Raw genomic sequence first — 16723 nt, forward strand, 5'->3', positions numbered from 1 at the left:
GATGCACGACCAAATTACGCACGGAACGTTATTTAACGCTTTCGGGCATTCATGATTTCGTGCAACAAGTTGCACGCTACGATTCTTTATCCGCAAAACCGCGTTCACGTGCAGATTGTTATTTGTGTATTGATAATTGAAATTACACCTGATACTTCGTTTTATCGCCAATATCAAAATGCAACGGCATGCGCCATTTTTGAATGCTTAATAACAAAATTAAAAGCCCGGTGATAAAGCATAATAGGCTGCTTAACCAAGTAATATTGAATAATAAGGCAAACCATAAAAGCGCAAAAAACACTGGTTGCAGATTTAGTGCAAAGACACGGAAGCAAAAATATTCTTTATAACTTAATCCGCCGAGGACCAAAAATGCCGCACCGAGCGCCAGTTGCGGAAAACCTAAAACTTGGCAGAGCAACCCTACCCACATGGCAAATTGAAAAATATAACGGAAGTTTTTCATATATAAATGGACGCAAGCGGCACATAAGGTCGCTGCGATAAGCAAACCAACGTGTGCGGTTGTGGAATACCAAGGCAACATAAACAACATTGGAACAGCAAGGACAAAGCCTAAACGATAAATGATTACGGTTGTGTAATCCCAACCATCCATAGGCGATTTAATATGTGGATCAGCCATTTTTTCTCCTTAACGTCTCATTAATAAATTCGATTGAATGGGGCGTGACTTCTAAAAGGGAAGCGGTTTCTCCCCAATCACCCAGCACGATACGATGAAAGTGCGGTGGAATTTCATGGTGTTTTTGACGGTGTGTATGTCCGTGAATCATTTGCGTCACATGAAATTGCGCAAACATTTGCTGCACAAAAGCGGCATTCACATCCATGATTTCTGTGGATTTTACTTGTTTATCCTGACGGCTTTTCGCGCGAATTTTCTCTGCAATTTTTAACCGCACTTTTAACGGTAAATGCAAGAACAGCCACTGCCGCCATTTTTGATGAACTTTTTTGCGATATTGTTGATATTTCACATCGTCCACGCAAAGGGTGTCTCCGTGACATAAAAGGGTGGGTGTGCCGTATAAATCAATGACTTGATAAGTTGGCAGTAATGTCATCCCACACGCCTTGGCAAATTTTTTGCCAATCAAGAAATCCCGGTTACCATGCTGGAAATAGCATGGCACGCCTTGTTCTGTCAGATGTCTGATGAGCTGTTGCACTTCGCTGATGAGATCGGATTGTTCATCATCGCCAATCCAAAAATCAAATAAATCGCCCAAAATATAGAGTTTTTCTGCTTCTGGCGCTTGTTCTTGCATAAATTGACGAAACAGAGCTAATAAGTGCGGTCGATTTTCGGAGAGATGTAAATCCGCAATAAAATAGGTTTTTTGCATAGCAATTCAATTAAAAATTTTTTGATTAGATTAGCACATTTCATCGTTATGAATACACTTAACGGGCTAATTTCGTTATACTTACGCAAATTTTTAAGAGGCTTTATCATGCTAAAAATCGCCAGAATTTTCATCATTGTTATTTGTTGCATTCTTATTTGTATCCTCGGTACGCTTTATTCTTTTATTCGTTTCCGTAATCCGAGTAATGTGGGCATTTTTGCCCGTTGGTTTGGACGGTTACATCCACTCTTTGGTTTGAAAGTGGAACATCGTTTCCCGGCGAATGCCGATAAAGTTGGGCGCTGTATTTATATCGGCAACCATCAAAATAACTACGATATGGTGACCATTTCTTATATGGTCATGCCTCGTACAGTGAGCGTCGGCAAGAAGAGTCTGATTTGGGTGCCGTTTTTCGGGATTTTATATTGGGCAACGGGCAATATTTTTCTCGATCGTGATAACCGTTCTAAAGCGCATAACACCATGTCGGAATTAGCGCGTCGCATTAACGAAGATAATTTGTCCATTTGGATGTTCCCGGAAGGAACACGCAGTCGCGGACGCGGGTTATTGCCGTTCAAAACAGGAGCATTCCACGCGGCCATTGCCGCCAGTGTACCCATTGTGCCGGTCGTTTGCTCCACAACCCATAATAAAATCGATTTAAACCGTTGGGACAATGGCACGGTGATTTGTGAAATGCTGGAACCTATTGATGTGTCCGGCTACAGCCGTGAAAATGTGCGCGAATTAGCGGAATACTGCCATGATGTGATGCAAAATCGCATTGCGGAATTGGATCGTGAAATCGCACAAAAAGCCATTGAACAGAAAAACGAGAATAAGCAGGCCTAAATGAAACATTGCTCCCGTCGTCAGCTGTTAAAAACAACCTTATTTTCCACCGCACTTTTTAGTGTACCGGCGCCGTTGCTGGCGGCAACACGCCCGGCATTGACAATTCCGCCGCTGTTTGAGGCACGGCGAGGCAAGCCAATTTTTCTGAATATGCAAAATACCCAAGCACTGTTATTGTCCGGAAAACGTACCGAAGTGTGGGGTTTTAACGGCAGTTATTTAGGGCCAACCATTAAAATTAAGAAAGACGATTTTGCCAAACTGAATTGGAAAAATAATTTACCGCAATTTGTTGCGATGAATATCCAAGGTTTGCAAGCCTCGAGCGAGTTGCTCGGCGGCATTGCGAAAAACTTACAAAAAGGCGAAACCTGGTCACCGATCATTCCCATTACGCAAGCGCCGTCCACCTGCTGGTATCATGCCTGCACCCTTGCCAGTTCAGCGTATCAAACGTATCGTGGGTTAGTTGGATTATGGATTATCGAAGATAAAGAAAGCTTGAAATTGGGATTGCCACAAAAATATGGTGTGGACGACATTCCGTTGATTCTCCAAGATATGCAACTGAACGGTGAAGGCGCGCAACTCTTCCAACAAAATCAAGGCAGTTTTGTCGGTGAGCGTTTGTTTGTTAATGGGCAAGAAGCGCCTTATCTCACGGTACCACGCGGCTTAGTGCGCCTACGTCTCCTTAACGCTTCGCTTTCCCGCACCTATGAATTACGTTTTGATGACGAGCGGGAATTTACGCTCATTGCACAAGATCTCGGTTTCTTGCCGCAAGGTCAAAAACGCAATGTCGTTACACTCGCGCCAAGTGAGCGTGTAGAAATTTTGGTGGATTTAAATGACGGTGAAAATGTGAGTCTCATTACCGGTAAAAAACGCGGTATTTTAGATAACATCAGTCATTTCTTTGGTTCTGACGGCGAGTTAATTGATAATCGCATTTTAGAATTACGTCCGGAAGGCCTTGCCGGAGCCTTTGAGAAAAAAGAACAGGCTTGGCAATTTAACACGGATGCGCCGAGTTTGCTGTCGGCTAACGTGCAACAAGAACGCACGTTTTATCTGGATACCAACAATGCCACCATAAACCAAAAACGCTTTGACCCGCGCCGCTTGGATGTTTCCGCAACACTCGGCAGCGTAGAACGCTGGCACCTCAGTGCCTCCTCTCCGGTCGGTTTTAATATGGTCGGCGCAAAATTTATTGTCGAATCTGTGAATGACAAGCCGTTAGCACAAAACGAAATCGGCTGGAAAGACAGTGTGCTCATCAACGGAAACCTGTCTCTTTTAGTGAAATTTGAAAACACGTCTTCTAGTAATCATCCGTTCACCTTCGGCGCTTCCGATTTAATGTTGGCAGACAAAGGCTGTATGGGATTGATGTTGGTACAGTAGTCCTCTTTAAGGATGCTTTCTTTACATTTATTTACATAAAGAGACTTCATTTTTGAAATTGATATGCTATATTTCTGGTCTGCATAGGTCTGCATAGGTCTGCATAGGTCTGCATAGGTCTGCATAGGTCTGCATAGGTCTGCATAGGTCTGCATAGGTCTGTATAGGTCTGCATAGGTCTGCATAGGTCTACATAAGTGTATCATCGTATTTTTTCTTATGTACTAAGGATTCCACAATGAAAAATTCAATTGTTAAGTTTAGTTTAACGGCATTAGCCGCATTCACATTAGCCGCTTGCGGAAGCAGTGGCGGTAGCAGTGATAATACCGCTGCACCAAGTAACGAACAAAAAACACAGATGACACCGGCTAAATCTGAAGCGCTAGTTAAATCTGAAGCGCCGGTTAAATCTGAAACTCCAGCTAAATCCGAAGAGCCTGCTAAATCTGAAGCACCGGTTAAATCTGAAACTCCAGCTAAATCCGAAGAGCCTGCTAAACCTGAAGCGTCGGCTAAATCCGAAGAGCCAGCTAAATCTGAAGCACCGGCTAAATCCGAAGAGCCTGCTAAATCTGAAGCACCGGCTAAATCTGAAGCGCCGGCTAAATCTGAAGCACCGGCTAAATCTGAAACTCCAGCTAAATCCGAAGAGCCTGCTAAACCTGAAGTACCGGCTAAATCTGAAGCACCAGCTAAATCTGAGGAACCCGCTAAACCTGAAGCCCCAGCTAAATCTGAAGCACCGGCAAAATCCGAAGAACCAACGAAACCTGCTGAGGTTAAGAATAATCCAACGGATGGACGTATTTCTGGAAATGGATTCCAAATTCCTAAAAGTGGAGGGAAGATTGGCTTGTTTACCCTGACATCCTCATCAACTGAGGCAAATGTGAATGTTATGAATGTTGAAGGTACTCAAATTCATATTATTCCGGAAATGCCGGGAGTGACTTTAAACTCTAAATTAATCATTGGAAATGACTATGGCGATGGTGTAAAACGAGTCGTTGGTGGCACCAAAAAGAATATTCGTTGGGGATTCGTTGATAGCAACAACTTAGGAAGTAGTTATATTGTTGCTGCAGGTAAAAATGCAACCGCTTCTATGCCGGTGTCGGGTACTGTCGTTTATGAAGGTAATGCAGTTTACGGTTACGCCAAAGGTGGAAATGCTATAAATACTGTTACAGATGGAGATGCAACCTTCCAAGCTAATTTTGCAGATAAGACATTAACAGGTAAAATTATCCCTAAGGGAGAGGGGTTAAATGAAGTTAATCTTTCAGCAACGATTTCCGGTAATACGTTTGAAGGTGATTTAAACGGTACTTCTACAGAGGGCGGATTTTATGGAAAAAATGCTGATGAGTTAACCGGTACTTATGTTAATGAACAAAAATACTATCTTGGCGCATTTGGTGCAGAAAGAAAGTAATTTTTAGATAACTAAATAAAGCAAGCCATGTGCTTGCTTTATTTATTTTGAGCACAGGGGAAAGAGATGTAATGGAAGATATTTTGGTCTTTACGTTTTTTTACACTTTAGTGCTTTATTCTTCAAATTGATATGCTATAGTCAGCCGGCTTTGATGTTTTACGCCAAGCAAATAGTCGATATGCATCGTTTTTTGCATTCGTTTAACTTTTAAATCTTCTTTCTTATTACTTAGAGGTCCTTTTATGAAGAACACTATTGTAAAATTCAGTTTAACGGCATTAGCCGCATTCACATTAGCTGCTTGTGGGAGCAGTGGCGGTAGCAGTGATAATACCGCTGCACCAAGCAATGAACAAAAAACACAGGCGACGCCATCTAAAACCAATTTGCCAACACAAAATTCAACTAAGGCAAATCAAACCGTTACAGGTTCAGCTTTTGTTATCTCTGGACAAGATGACAAGGTTCAAGTCAAAAATGTTAAATTCAATAACGCAAATATAAATCAATTAGAGGTTGATGGCCAAACGATTACACTTACTTACCCTGGCATTTACGCAGGTAGCTGGCAACGTATAAATAATACAGCCGTATGTTGTGGTAAGTATGCCAATGTCCGTATGGGCGTATCTTTAAGCAATGGTCCGACTGAGAAAGATATTCTGTTCTATAATGGTGCTCCAACCCAAAATATGCCTGTAACCGGTTTGGCGTCGTATAAAGGTGATAGCATTATTTTGTCAGATGATATTGGCGATGATTCTGATGCGGTAGCCGGTCAATCTTCTTTTGATGTCGATTTTGGTGCGAAGACGCTAAGCGGTTCTATTACAGCTAACAACGTACCAACCATTAATATTAGTGCGAATATTTCCGGTAATAGCTTTGAGGGTACGGCTAAATCGACAAAATTGACTGATGGCGCAGTTGAAGGTAAGTTTTATGGCAATAATGCGGTAGAATTAGGTGGCTTGGCAAAAGCAAATGATAATTCATGGGGCGCCGGTTTTGTCGGTAAGAAACAGTAATCTCCCCGAGTGAACAATAAGGCAAGCCATGTGCTTGCTTTATTTATTTGAATATATGGTTAAAACGATATGATGAAATTACCCTTATCTTTTGGAATTGCGATTGGCGTATTCGTGTCTGCTTCAGCAGCGGCAGAAATTGCTGCACCAAAGAATGCATCGCCTGAAGAACATTTAAAGCTGGCGAGCCCTCAATTGCCTCAAAATGACGTTGTAGAGACCTCCACTTCAAAAGAACATACCCTATCTATTACAAAAGAAGAACTTGCCAAACGACCGGATTTGATTATCCGTGGCCTGATTCCGGCATTGCTACAAAGCCATGCGGAGGCAGTGGCATTGTTGTTACCCTTATATAAAAATTTGCCACAACAAGATCCTTTTTTGGTGGCTTGGGGCGAGGCTATGATGGCAACGCATCAAGGGAATTATGCCTCAGCGGTGCAGCAATATCGTGAATTATTTGCAAAACATCCTGAAGTTTTACCATTGCGTTATCAATTAGCCCATGCGTTATTTTTGAATAACGATAATGAAGCGGCGAAAGATCAATTCCAAAAACTTCGTGCAGAAGTGAATGATGCCTCATCGCAGCAAATGATCGATCAGTATTTAACCGCAATTAACCAACGAGATCAGTGGAAAATCAGCGGTGGTATCAGTTTTTTAAACGAATCCAATATTAATAATGCGCCAAAAGCCGGCACCCGTATTGGTGCGTGGAAAGCTTGGGAGCGAGAACAGGCGCATGGGCTGTCTTATTATGTTGGTGCCGAAAAAAAATGGTCGTTGCCTCATCAGTTTTTTGCAAAACTGGTGTTAGATGGACAAGGCAAATATTATTGGGATAACAAAAAATATAACGAATTTAATGCTCGAATCGGTGCAGGTCTGGGTTATCAAACGGCAAATACTGAACTTGCCTTAGTGCCTTTCACAGAACGTCGTTGGTATTCCGGTGGATCGTCCGGCAGTGATGCCATGAAACAATATTCGAAAAATTCCGGTGTGCGTGTTGATGTGACGCATTGGCTCAATAAATCATGGCAAATTTCGACCGCACTTGAATATGGTGAGCAGCGTTATGTCACGCGTAAACATTTAAATGGCAATAATTATTTGTGGTCGAATACGCTCTTATTTTTGCCTTACAGCGGACAATATTGGTATATCGGTGCGGATTATAATCGCGAAAATACGCGCGATCTTGATAACGCCTATCAGCGTAAAAACGTGCGTTTAGGTTGGGTGCAAGAATGGCCGTTGGGCATTTCCAGTCGTCTTTCTATTGCCTATGCAAGACGGGCGTATAAAGGGGAAGATTTACTTGGCATTCGTCAAAAAAACAAGGAATATCAAACCAACGTCACTTTATGGCATCGTAACGTGTATTTCTGGGGCATTACGCCGAAAATTACCTGGTCGTACCAAAAAAATGACAGCAATCATCCGTTTTATCGCTATGATAAAAATCGGATTTATTTAGAAATGAGTAAAACGTTTTAATCATGGATTGAGGCAACTGTATCATGACGTTACAACAACGCTATCAACAAGCAACGAAAGAAGCCCGCTGGGCATTAGGTTTAACACTGTTTTATGTGATTGGTTGGTGCTTATGTGCTTATTTACCCAAAGAGACCCACGGGCCTATCGGCTTTCCGCTGTGGTTTGAATTAGCCTGTATTTACCTGCCGATTTTGTTTATTGTGGTGGCGTATTGGCTAATTAAAATTGTGTTTCAAGATATTCCGCTGGATGTGGAAGAGAAAAAACAACATTCGACAACGGAGCGTCACTAATGAACCTAGGGATTATTTTTCCTCTCGTCATCTATTTAGCCTTTGTCTTCGGCGCGGCGATTTATGCTTATGTTAAACGCCAAAAAGGCGGGGATTTTCTTTCCGAATACTATGTCGGTAACCGTTCTATGACGGGTTTCGTGCTCGCCATGACGACTGCCTCCACCTATGCCAGTGCCAGTTCCTTTATTGGCGGTCCCGGTGCGGCGTATAAATACGGCTTAGGTTGGGTCTTGCTTGCCATGATCCAAGTGCCTGCGGTGTGGTTGGCTCTCGGTGCGTTAGGGAAAAAATTTGCTTTGCTTTCCCGCGAAACCAATGCCTTGACGATCAATGATTTATTACTTTATCGCTATAAAAACAAATATTTAGTGTGGATTGCCTGTGTTGCGTTGTTGATCGCGTTCTTTGCGGCGATGACCGTGCAATTTATCGGTGGCGCCCGTTTGTTGGAAACCACCATCGGCATTCCTTACACTCAAGCCTTGTTAATCTTCGCTTTAACCGTGGGGATTTATACCTTCATCGGTGGTTTCCGCGCCGTGGTGTTGACGGACACGATCCAAGGTACCGTGATGATTCTCGGCACGATTGTACTCTTGGTCGGTGTTATTTATCAGGTCGGTGGCGTGGAAAGTGCGGTCAAAAAATTAACTGAAATTGATCCAAGCCTCGTCAGTCCGTACGGACCGAATGAGATGTTGGATTTCCAATTTATGGCGTCCTTCTGGATTTTGGTTTGTTTCGGTGTAGTTGGCTTACCGCACACGGCTGTACGTTGCATGGCGTTTAAAGACAGCAAAGCCCTGCACAACGGCATGCTGATTGGCACGATCGTGTTGACGATTATCATGTTGGGTATGCACTTGGCGGGCGCATTGGGGCGCGCCATCGTGCCGGATTTAACGGTATCGGACAAGGTGATTCCAAGCCTGATGTTGCAAGTGTTGCCACCGATTGTGGCGGGGATTTTCCTTGCGGCACCAATGTCGGCGATTATGTCCACGGTGGATGCACAGCTGATTCAATCGTCTTCTATTTTTGTGAAAGACCTGTATTTAGCAGCAAAACCACAGGCAGTGCAAAATCAAAAACGGATTGGTCGAATCTCTTCAGTAATTACATTAATTTTGACCGTACTTTTAATTTTCGCTTCTCTCAATCCGCCGGATATGATCATTTGGCTGAACCTATTTGCCTTTGGTGGACTTGAAGCCGCATTTTTGTGGGTCATCGTTCTCGGACTTTACTGGGATAAAGCTAATGCTTATGGTGCGATAAGTTCTATGTTGGTCGGTTTAATCTCCTTTATTTTGCTCACCCAATTTGGCATTAAACTCTTAGGCTTCAACCCGATTGCACCGGCCTTAGTCTTTGGCTTGATCGCATTTTTAGTGGGGAATAAAATCGGCGAGAAGCGCCATTCATCATAAAATATATAGGAATAAACATGGCTTGGATTCAAATTCGCCTAAATAGCACTAACGAAAAGGCAGAGCAAATCAGTGATTTTTTAGAAGAAATCGGATCGGTGTCGGTCACTTTTATGGACAGCCAAGATACGCCGATTTTTGAACCGTTACCGGGAGAAACCCGCTTGTGGGGCAACACCGATGTAATTGCTTTGTTTGATGCAGAAACCGATATGAATATGGTGGTGGATGCACTTAAACAGGCGAACCATTTAGAGGAACATACCGCCTATAAAATCGAACAAATCGAAGACAAAGACTGGGAGCGTGAGTGGATGGATAATTTCCATCCAATGCAATTTGGCAAGCGCTTGTGGATTTGCCCAAGCTGGCGCGACGTGCCGGATCCGAATGCCGTGAACGTGATGCTTGATCCGGGCTTGGCGTTTGGTACGGGGACGCACCCGACTACCGCGCTTTGTTTGGAATGGCTTGATAGTTTAGATTTAAAAGATAAAACGGTGATCGACTTTGGTTGTGGCTCCGGCATCTTAGCCATTGCGGCATTGAAGCTAGGCGCAAAAAGTGCGGTCGGTATTGATATCGATCCACAAGCGATTTTAGCCAGCCGCAACAATGCGGAACAAAATGGTGTAGCGGATCGCTTGCAACTGTTTTTATCCGATGAAAAACCGTCAGACTTGAAAGCCGATGTGGTGGTGGCGAATATTCTGGCGGGGCCGTTAAAGGAGCTTTACCCGGTGATTAGCCAATTAGTGAAGTCCAACGGAGATTTAGGCTTGTCGGGCATTTTAGCTACACAAGCACAATCCGTGTGCGATGCCTACGCCGAGCGTTTTGTGCTCGAGCCGGTGGCAGAGCGCGAAGAGTGGTGTCGAATTACCGGTAAGTTAAAGGCATAACGCGCAATAAACCTCAAAGTATGATAGAAAAGTGCGGTGGAAAAATATCACGTTTTTTCACCGCACTTGGTTTTTGAGAGGCTAGTAGCCGCTTTCTTGAAAATTCGGTAAGAATGAGGCCTGCTGAATCCGTTTGACGCGGGTCTCTATATGCCCGTCTGCATAGAGTTCGATTTCACGCCAACCCGGTTGAAGCGTATCGAGTGTGAACGTGTTGCAATCCGGTTTAAATTGAATGCAGGTGGAAGGGGTAGCCATGACGTGATAACCATGCCATGTGCTATCGACTTGCTGGTGAATATGACCATACAAGATGGCTTTGACTCGCGGAAATTGCGCTAAGATACCGGCCAATTCGTGCGGGTTACGCAAGTTATGTTGATCAAGCCAGCGCGATCCCGTTGACAATAGATGGTGATGCAATACCACGAGGGTATAACGCTGCGGATATGCCGCTAATTTTGCCTGTAGCCAAGAGAGTTCTTCCGCTTCAAGTTGCCCATGAGGCACGCCCTGTACTTGGCTATCAAGCAGTAAAATCTGCCAGTGTTCTCCGAGCAAAATATGTTTTCCGGCATTGACGTTGCCTTGGGTGAGATGCTCAACCATTTTAGGCTGAAAGTCATGATTTCCCGGAATCCAAAACACCATTTTTTCTAATGATTTCACATTTTCGCAAAAGCGCAAATAGCCATTATCACTACTATCCTGTACTAAATCTCCGGTGGCCAAGACAAGATCATAAGCATAGTGTTGCTGTTGAATTTCCGTGAGTACTTGAGAAAAACTGGCTTGTGTGTTGATTCCTAATAATTCGCTATTAGGATCATTAAAAAGATGCGGATCCGTTACTTGAACGATGCGGAACACCTCTTGCGGGGTGTGATATTGATAGGTATTTAACAACCTAAGCTCCTCATATTAACCGATTTTAAATGCCCTCTGTCGTCTAATCGTGCGAGGATGACAGCCATTGCATTTTTAATTTAGGGTAATTTAACGCCAGCCATTGAAGTCCCATGACGGCAATGCCATTATCAATTTTGCCTTCGCAAAGCCATTGATAGGCGGTTTCTCGGCTGACAACATGAACCCGAATATCTTCATTTTCTTCCGCCAAACCATGCAAACCGCCAACTTGGGTGCTGTCCACTTTGCCGACAAATAAATGAATCCGTTCTAGTACGCCGCCCGGACTATCCCAAACGCTTAAGCAGTGTTGTAGATGAGTGATTTTTGCACCGGCTTCTTCTTCGCTTTCTCTTAATGCGACGGATTCCGGCGTTTCGCCTTCTTCTACCATGCCGGCAATCAATTCAAGTAACCATGGCGATTGTTTTAGTGTCGGATCGTAGGCACCGATACGCACTTGTTCTACCAAAACGACATTATCCAATACCGGATCGTAGGCAATGACGGCAGAAGCCGCGCCTTTGATTAACAATTCGCGCGTAACCACACCACTCCAGCCACCGGCAAAAAGTTTATGTTTAAATTTCATTTTATTTAGTTTAAAAAAACCGCGATAAACTGTTTCATCCTCTAAAATCTCAATATCCTGTTGAGTAAATTGTTGAAACGGATACATCTTTCTCTCCCTAAATGTTCGCCGGCAGCTAGGATACTTTCATTCTTCCTAAAAAAAAATGGAATTTTGGCTAAAATTTTCGGATCTTTGAAGTTGGTCACAAAACTGGGGAGGCGGAGAGCAACGAAAAAAAACGTGGTATGGCGTAATGAACATGTTGCTCTCCCAACGTAAAAATGGGTGAAATTATTTTTCTTCTTGCGTGATTTTAACCCAACGTTCAATGAGGCGTTTGCTTTCTGCATCGGCACCAAAGCGGATGAAGTCAATATCCAATAACTTCAGTTTTGTTGGATCGCTGGCTTTCGGGGACGCCTTAGCGTGAATGTTCGTTGGAATTTGATAAGAATCGGATTCGCGCCATGGAATTTCTTGTGCTTCCGCATCGAGGACGAAATCCACGAAGTGTTTGGCATTTTCGAGATTACGTGCACCCTTGATAATGCTGACCGCACCCAATGTGTAACCCACGCCTTCACAAGGTAAAATGCCTTTTACCGGTGCGCCTTTGTCTTTTTCACGCACATAACTATGCATAAAGGAAACATCCACACTCACTTCACCGGTGGATAAATTACCGGTGGCTAAACCGCTCTTAGAATATTGTGCCACGTTTGCATTGAGTTTTTTCAAGTAATCAAAGGCTTTTTCTTCACCCCAAAGTTGCACTAATGTCGTCAGAAACGAATAGCCGGTGCCGGACACGCGAGGATCGGCATATTGAATTTGATTTTTGAATTCGGGCTTAAGTAAATCGGCGAAGCATTTCGGTTCCGGAATATTGAGCTGTTTTAATTTTTCCGTATTCACACCGATGGCAACTTCCATTAAATAGATAATTGACGTGTAATCGCCTCGTTCATCCATTAATTTTTTGAACTGTGGCATGATATCTTTTTGTAATGGCGAGCGATAAACTGCCAGCAAGCCTTGATCTGCGGCTTGTAAGTGCGGTTCAAAGGTGCCGCCAAACCACACATCTGCCTGTGGATTGTCTTTTTCCGCTTTGATTTTACCGAGTACGGTGCCGGTGCTATTGCGTACAAATTGGGTGTCAACATGATATTTTTCGGCAAAGCGCTTTGTGACTTTTTCACAGGTGACATTTTGCACGCTGCAATACACGGTGAGTTTGCCTTCCGCTTGGGCGTTTTGCGTATAAAACAGCATTGGAAGCAAGCAAAGTGCGGTGGTTTTTAAGGTTGTTTTTAAAAGGGAATTATTTTTAGCAAGCTTGGTCATTGATCTAATCCTTGATGAGATTGAAAAACAAAACCAGCTAACAACTCAACGGGGGAAATCGGCTGAAAGACGCCATAGAAGCAGAGTGAAGTGCATTAGTTTCCTACGTCAGTGCTAACTGTATCAGGTTCACGGGTATTTCTCAGCTTCGTTATTTAAGAGAACGAAGCACCCCGACTAACGGGCACTACTATAAAATGTTACTTCGTGTTTGTAAATGTTTTGTTATTTTTCATCTTGTTGTTTTTTCTGAATTTCCTTTTCTTTTGCTGGAGGCAGCCTATGTCTTAACAGACTGTCTCAACAGACCGCGATTCATTAAAAAACGATAAATTCACAGAGACAATGTGTGAATTATGTACAATTTTAAGCCAGATGCGATTATTTTTAAATTTAAACTTGTAATTTATTTTGAAATGAGTAGAATAATCCACCTCAATCGCGGGGTGGAGCAGCTTGGTAGCTCGTCGGGCTCATAACCCGAAGGTCGTCGGTTCAAATCCGGCCCCCGCAACCATTTTTCATGATGTAACTTCTTTTTAAGGCCTGTTTTGATGTTTTTCAAAACAGGTTTTTTCTTTTCTCATTTTTATTGTGGCTGGCGTGAGTGAATAATCTTCTTACTCACGCCACGCGTTATTAACTATACATTGCCTCAATCTGTGTTTGATAGCGTTGCAGAATGACTTTTCGGCGTAGTTTTAAGGTAGGGGTAATTTCTTCCAGTTGCGTACTGAATGCCTGAGGCAACAGGGTAAACCGTTTGATTTGTTCCCAACCTGCAAGCTCTTTTTGTAACTCGTTGATTCGCTGTTCTAGCATTTGCAAAATCTCGGAATGTTTGAGCAATTCCAACCGATCTTGGTATTTGATGTTGACCTGTTTGGCGTACTCCTCAAGGGCGGTGTAGCAAGGCACGATAAGGGCGGAAACGTATTTTTTGGCATCAGCAATGACCGCGATTTGTTCAATGAATTTATCTTTGCCGATTTTACTTTCCAACACTTGCGGTGCGATGTATTTGCCGTTGGATGTTTTCATTAATTCTTTAATGCGGTCGGTGATATATAAATTCCCCTCAGCATCAAATTCGCCTGCATCACCGGTTTTTAAGAAACCGTCTGCAGTGAAAGCATCGGCAGTTTCCTGCGGTTTTTTGTAATACCCTTTCATCACCATGCCACCGCGCACGAGGATTTCGTTATTTTCGCTAATTTTGACTTCTGCGCCCGGCATTAAACTGCCGATGGAATTAGCATTAAAGTGGAGATCATCCCAGCAGGAAACCGTCGCGGTGGTTTCTGTCATGCCATAACCGAGTTTAATGTTTAAACCGATACTGTGGAAAAATAACCCGATCGTCGGTTCTAATTTGGCACCACCGCAAGGCATCATGCGAATGCGGCCGCCAAGTAGCGCACGTAATTTGCCAAGTACCAGTTTGTTGGCGAGGGCATACTGTTGTTTTAACAAAAAGCCGATCTTTTGCCCCTTAGCAAGGGCATCGAAATGCTGATATCCGATGTCCATTGCCCAATGAAAAATACGTTGGCGAAGTTTTGGCGCATTATAAACTTTGTCTAAAATGGCCGTATAAATTTTTTCGTAAAAACGTGGCACGGCACACATTAAGGTTGGACGAATCTCCGTCAAAGCCGACCGCACTTGATTGGTGTCTTCAATATAACAGTTGGTCGCACCACGATGAAGCACATAAGCCACCCAAGCGCGCTCAAAAATATGAGATAACGGCAAGAAGGAAAGAGATACGTCGGTATCATCGACTTTTAGCGCCTGATCGTGGGCGTTGAGTTGATGCGCTAAATTCGCGTAATCCAACATCACGCCTTTCGGCTCACCTGTCGTGCCGGAGGTGTAAATTAATGTGAACAAATCCTCCAAGCACTTGCCATCCAACCGTTGTTGTAATTCTGCCTGATATTGCTCATCTGCCATCTCGATAAAGTCTTGCCAGTGGCAGGCTTTGACGTGTTCATGCAAATGGATCGTACTTTTCATTGCCACGATTTTTTCCAGTTTCGGGCATTCATCGACGATTTCCAATACTTGATCATATTGTTCTTGGTCGCCCACGAAAATGATCTTCATATCTGCATTGTTGATAATGAATTGGGCTTGTTTGGCGGTGTTCGTGGCATAAATCGGCACGGTGACGGCACGCACTTGCAATGCGCCGATGTCGGTAATCGTCCAACGCGGCATATTGTGTGAAAAAATACCGATTTTATCTTGAATATCAATATGATTTGCTAATAACGCTAAGGAAATTTGATCAATTTGTTGTTGAAAATTTGACCAAGAGATAGACAGCCAGTTGTTGTCTTTGAAGTAACGAAGTGCGGTGCGATTTGCCAACGTTTTTGCTTGGCTACGCACACGGTGAATAAAATGAAAATTGAGATCCATGGTTAAAAAATCCAAAGTCAGCTAACAGTTGTGCGCTAATATAGCGGATTGAGGCTCAAAACTCTAGCAATAAAAACAATGAATAGGCATACACGGTAAGCAAGTTTATCTATGCAGTGATCTTGCTTTTAGAACGACAAAGTGCGGTGAAAAAAATAAGCGTTTTTCTGTTGGGAAGAAAAACGCTTATGGCTTTTATAAAATCTCAGATTGAATCTGAACGAGACGGGTTAAACTACCATTGGAAACGATAGACGGCTTGTACACCAAAGGGTTGCTTGATGTGTTTGCCATCAGCGCGATTCACTTCTAAACCAATGCGGTGATTGCCCAAACCGGCATTAAAACCGATCGCACTTGTGAAACGATCGCGATAACTTTCTACATTGAGTTGAGTACCACGGTAGTTAATGTCGCTCTGGTGGTGGCGCGTCGTGATCGCATTTGCTTCGGCATAAGGTTGAAGTTTCCATCCTTGGTTCAACTCGAAGGTTTTGGCAAGGCGTAAACCGACACGAGAAGAAATGGCTGATAGGCTATCTTCTTTTTCTTTACCATTAATATGCGTCCAAGCCAATTGTGCTTGTGGGGTCACGGTCCATGCACCGGCTAATTGGAATTGTTTGCCGATTTCACTGCTTAACGTGTAAGCGTTGTAACGCTGTTTTTCCGTATGATTCGAGTCAGCGGTTAAGCGACTATATTGTGCGATGTTATCTAAATAGACACCATTGTCAGCCATATAAGTCCCGTAAACCCCAATGGTTTGTCCTTTCACTTTTCCGTTGCCGTAATGATTGTTGAAGTCAATATTGGCTTGGCTGTGTCCGACAAATCCGCCTAAACGCACCTTATCCGTCGCCGCTGCATCCGCACCAATTTGTAAGCTATGTACGTTTTGCTTAAAGCCGGAAGTTTGACTTTCACCCGTCGAAAGTGCGGTGAGTTTTTGATGTGAATTGACGTTTCTCACCCAAATATTGCCTTTCGCACCGGTTCTGATTTCACCTAAACGTTGGTGAATGCCGTTTAATTCATTTTCGACCGTCAGTAATTCCGCTTGGCGAAGAGACACTTGTGCGTTTGCGCTCTCAAGTAGTTGTGCGGTCGCAGGTAAGGATGGTGTAATATTTGGCTGTGGCTGTGGCTGTGGCTGTGGCTGTGGCTGTGGCTGTGGCTGTGGCTGTGGCTGTGGCTGTGGCTGTGGCTGTGG

At 43.5% G+C, this 16723-nt stretch carries 15 protein-coding genes, 1 tRNA gene and 1 riboswitch; of the genes, 9 read left to right on the forward strand and 7 right to left on the reverse strand.

Annotation, left to right across the window (positions count from 1 at the left end; all coding sequences use genetic code 11):
• Positions 1-142 precede the first annotated feature (142 nt).
• Entirely contained in the window at positions 143-649 is a 507-nt protein-coding gene (locus tag QZ106_RS05845) for a DUF2301 domain-containing membrane protein (protein WP_295975462.1), read from the reverse strand.
• The gene (gene lpxH, locus QZ106_RS05850; RefSeq protein WP_295975463.1) at positions 642-1373 is read right to left on the reverse strand and encodes a UDP-2,3-diacylglucosamine diphosphatase; all 732 of its coding nucleotides are present in this window, start codon (positions 1371-1373) and stop codon (positions 642-644) included. The genes QZ106_RS05845 and lpxH overlap by 8 nt, the downstream gene beginning before the upstream one ends.
• 108 nt (positions 1374-1481) lie before the next feature.
• Between lpxH and QZ106_RS05855 the strand changes: the two genes are divergently transcribed.
• From QZ106_RS05855 to prmA, 8 genes are all read left to right on the forward strand, one after another.
• Entirely contained in the window at positions 1482-2234 is a 753-nt protein-coding gene (locus QZ106_RS05855) for a 1-acylglycerol-3-phosphate O-acyltransferase (protein WP_295975464.1), read from the forward strand.
• A complete protein-coding gene (locus tag QZ106_RS05860) occupies positions 2235-3647 on the forward strand; it encodes a multicopper oxidase domain-containing protein (protein ID WP_295975466.1) in 1413 nt (470 codons plus the stop codon).
• Between the two features lie 238 nt (positions 3648-3885).
• Positions 3886-5085: a transferrin-binding protein-like solute binding protein gene (locus QZ106_RS05865; protein WP_295975467.1), complete on the forward strand. Its 1200-nt coding sequence runs from the start codon at positions 3886-3888 to the stop codon at positions 5083-5085.
• 245 nt (positions 5086-5330) lie between these two features.
• Positions 5331-6116 (forward strand): Slam-dependent surface lipoprotein, encoded by a 786-nt coding sequence (locus tag QZ106_RS05870; RefSeq protein ID WP_295975471.1) that lies wholly within the window; start codon positions 5331-5333, stop codon positions 6114-6116.
• A 72-nt stretch (positions 6117-6188) separates the two neighbouring features.
• Positions 6189-7622 (forward strand): surface lipoprotein assembly modifier, encoded by a 1434-nt coding sequence (locus tag QZ106_RS05875; protein WP_295975496.1) that lies wholly within the window; start codon positions 6189-6191, stop codon positions 7620-7622.
• Positions 7623-7645: 23 nt separating this feature from the next.
• Positions 7646-7918 carry a YhdT family protein gene (locus QZ106_RS05880; protein ID WP_295975472.1) on the forward strand — a complete coding sequence of 91 codons (273 nt, stop codon included), beginning with the start codon at positions 7646-7648 and terminating at the stop codon, positions 7916-7918.
• On the forward strand, positions 7918-9351 hold the full coding sequence (gene panF, locus QZ106_RS05885) for a sodium/pantothenate symporter (protein ID WP_295975475.1): 1434 nt from the start codon (positions 7918-7920) through the stop codon (positions 9349-9351). The genes QZ106_RS05880 and panF overlap by 1 nt, the downstream gene beginning before the upstream one ends.
• Before the next feature lie 17 nt (positions 9352-9368).
• Positions 9369-10253 (forward strand): 50S ribosomal protein L11 methyltransferase, encoded by an 885-nt coding sequence (gene prmA / locus QZ106_RS05890; protein WP_295975478.1) that lies wholly within the window; start codon positions 9369-9371, stop codon positions 10251-10253.
• An 81-nt stretch (positions 10254-10334) separates the two neighbouring features.
• Here prmA and cpdA read toward each other — a convergent pair whose 3' ends face one another.
• From cpdA to QZ106_RS05905, 3 genes are all read right to left on the reverse strand, one after another.
• Positions 10335-11159, reverse strand: coding sequence for a 3',5'-cyclic-AMP phosphodiesterase (cpdA, locus tag QZ106_RS05895; RefSeq protein WP_295975483.1), 825 nt, complete (start codon positions 11157-11159; stop codon positions 10335-10337).
• 43 nt (positions 11160-11202) lie between these two features.
• A complete protein-coding gene (nudF, locus tag QZ106_RS05900; protein WP_295975485.1) occupies positions 11203-11841 on the reverse strand; it encodes an ADP-ribose diphosphatase in 639 nt (212 codons plus the stop codon).
• Positions 11842-12027: 186 nt separating this feature from the next.
• Complete coding sequence (locus QZ106_RS05905) at positions 12028-13083, reverse strand: ABC transporter substrate-binding protein (RefSeq protein WP_295975489.1); 1056 nt, start codon at positions 13081-13083, stop codon at positions 12028-12030.
• Positions 13084-13166: 83 nt separating this feature from the next.
• Positions 13167-13269: riboswitch (TPP riboswitch) on the reverse strand.
• 254 nt (positions 13270-13523) lie between these two features.
• Between QZ106_RS05905 and QZ106_RS05910 the strand changes: the two genes are divergently transcribed.
• Positions 13524-13600 (forward strand) — tRNA-Met (locus QZ106_RS05910).
• A gap of 122 nt (positions 13601-13722) precedes the next feature.
• On the opposite strand, the gene QZ106_RS05915 is transcribed toward QZ106_RS05910, so the two are convergent.
• Together QZ106_RS05915 and QZ106_RS05920 are read right to left on the reverse strand one after the other, a co-directional pair.
• Positions 13723-15510 carry a long-chain fatty acid--CoA ligase gene (locus QZ106_RS05915; RefSeq protein WP_295975491.1) on the reverse strand — a complete coding sequence of 596 codons (1788 nt, stop codon included), beginning with the start codon at positions 15508-15510 and terminating at the stop codon, positions 13723-13725.
• A gap of 235 nt (positions 15511-15745) precedes the next feature.
• Positions 15746-16723, reverse strand: a 978-nt coding sequence (locus QZ106_RS05920) for an autotransporter outer membrane beta-barrel domain-containing protein (protein ID WP_295975493.1), incomplete at its 5' end; no start/stop codon positions are given.

The sequence above is a fragment of the uncultured Aggregatibacter sp. genome (assembly GCF_901873365.1).
GTDB lineage: Bacteria > Pseudomonadota > Gammaproteobacteria > Enterobacterales > Pasteurellaceae > Aggregatibacter.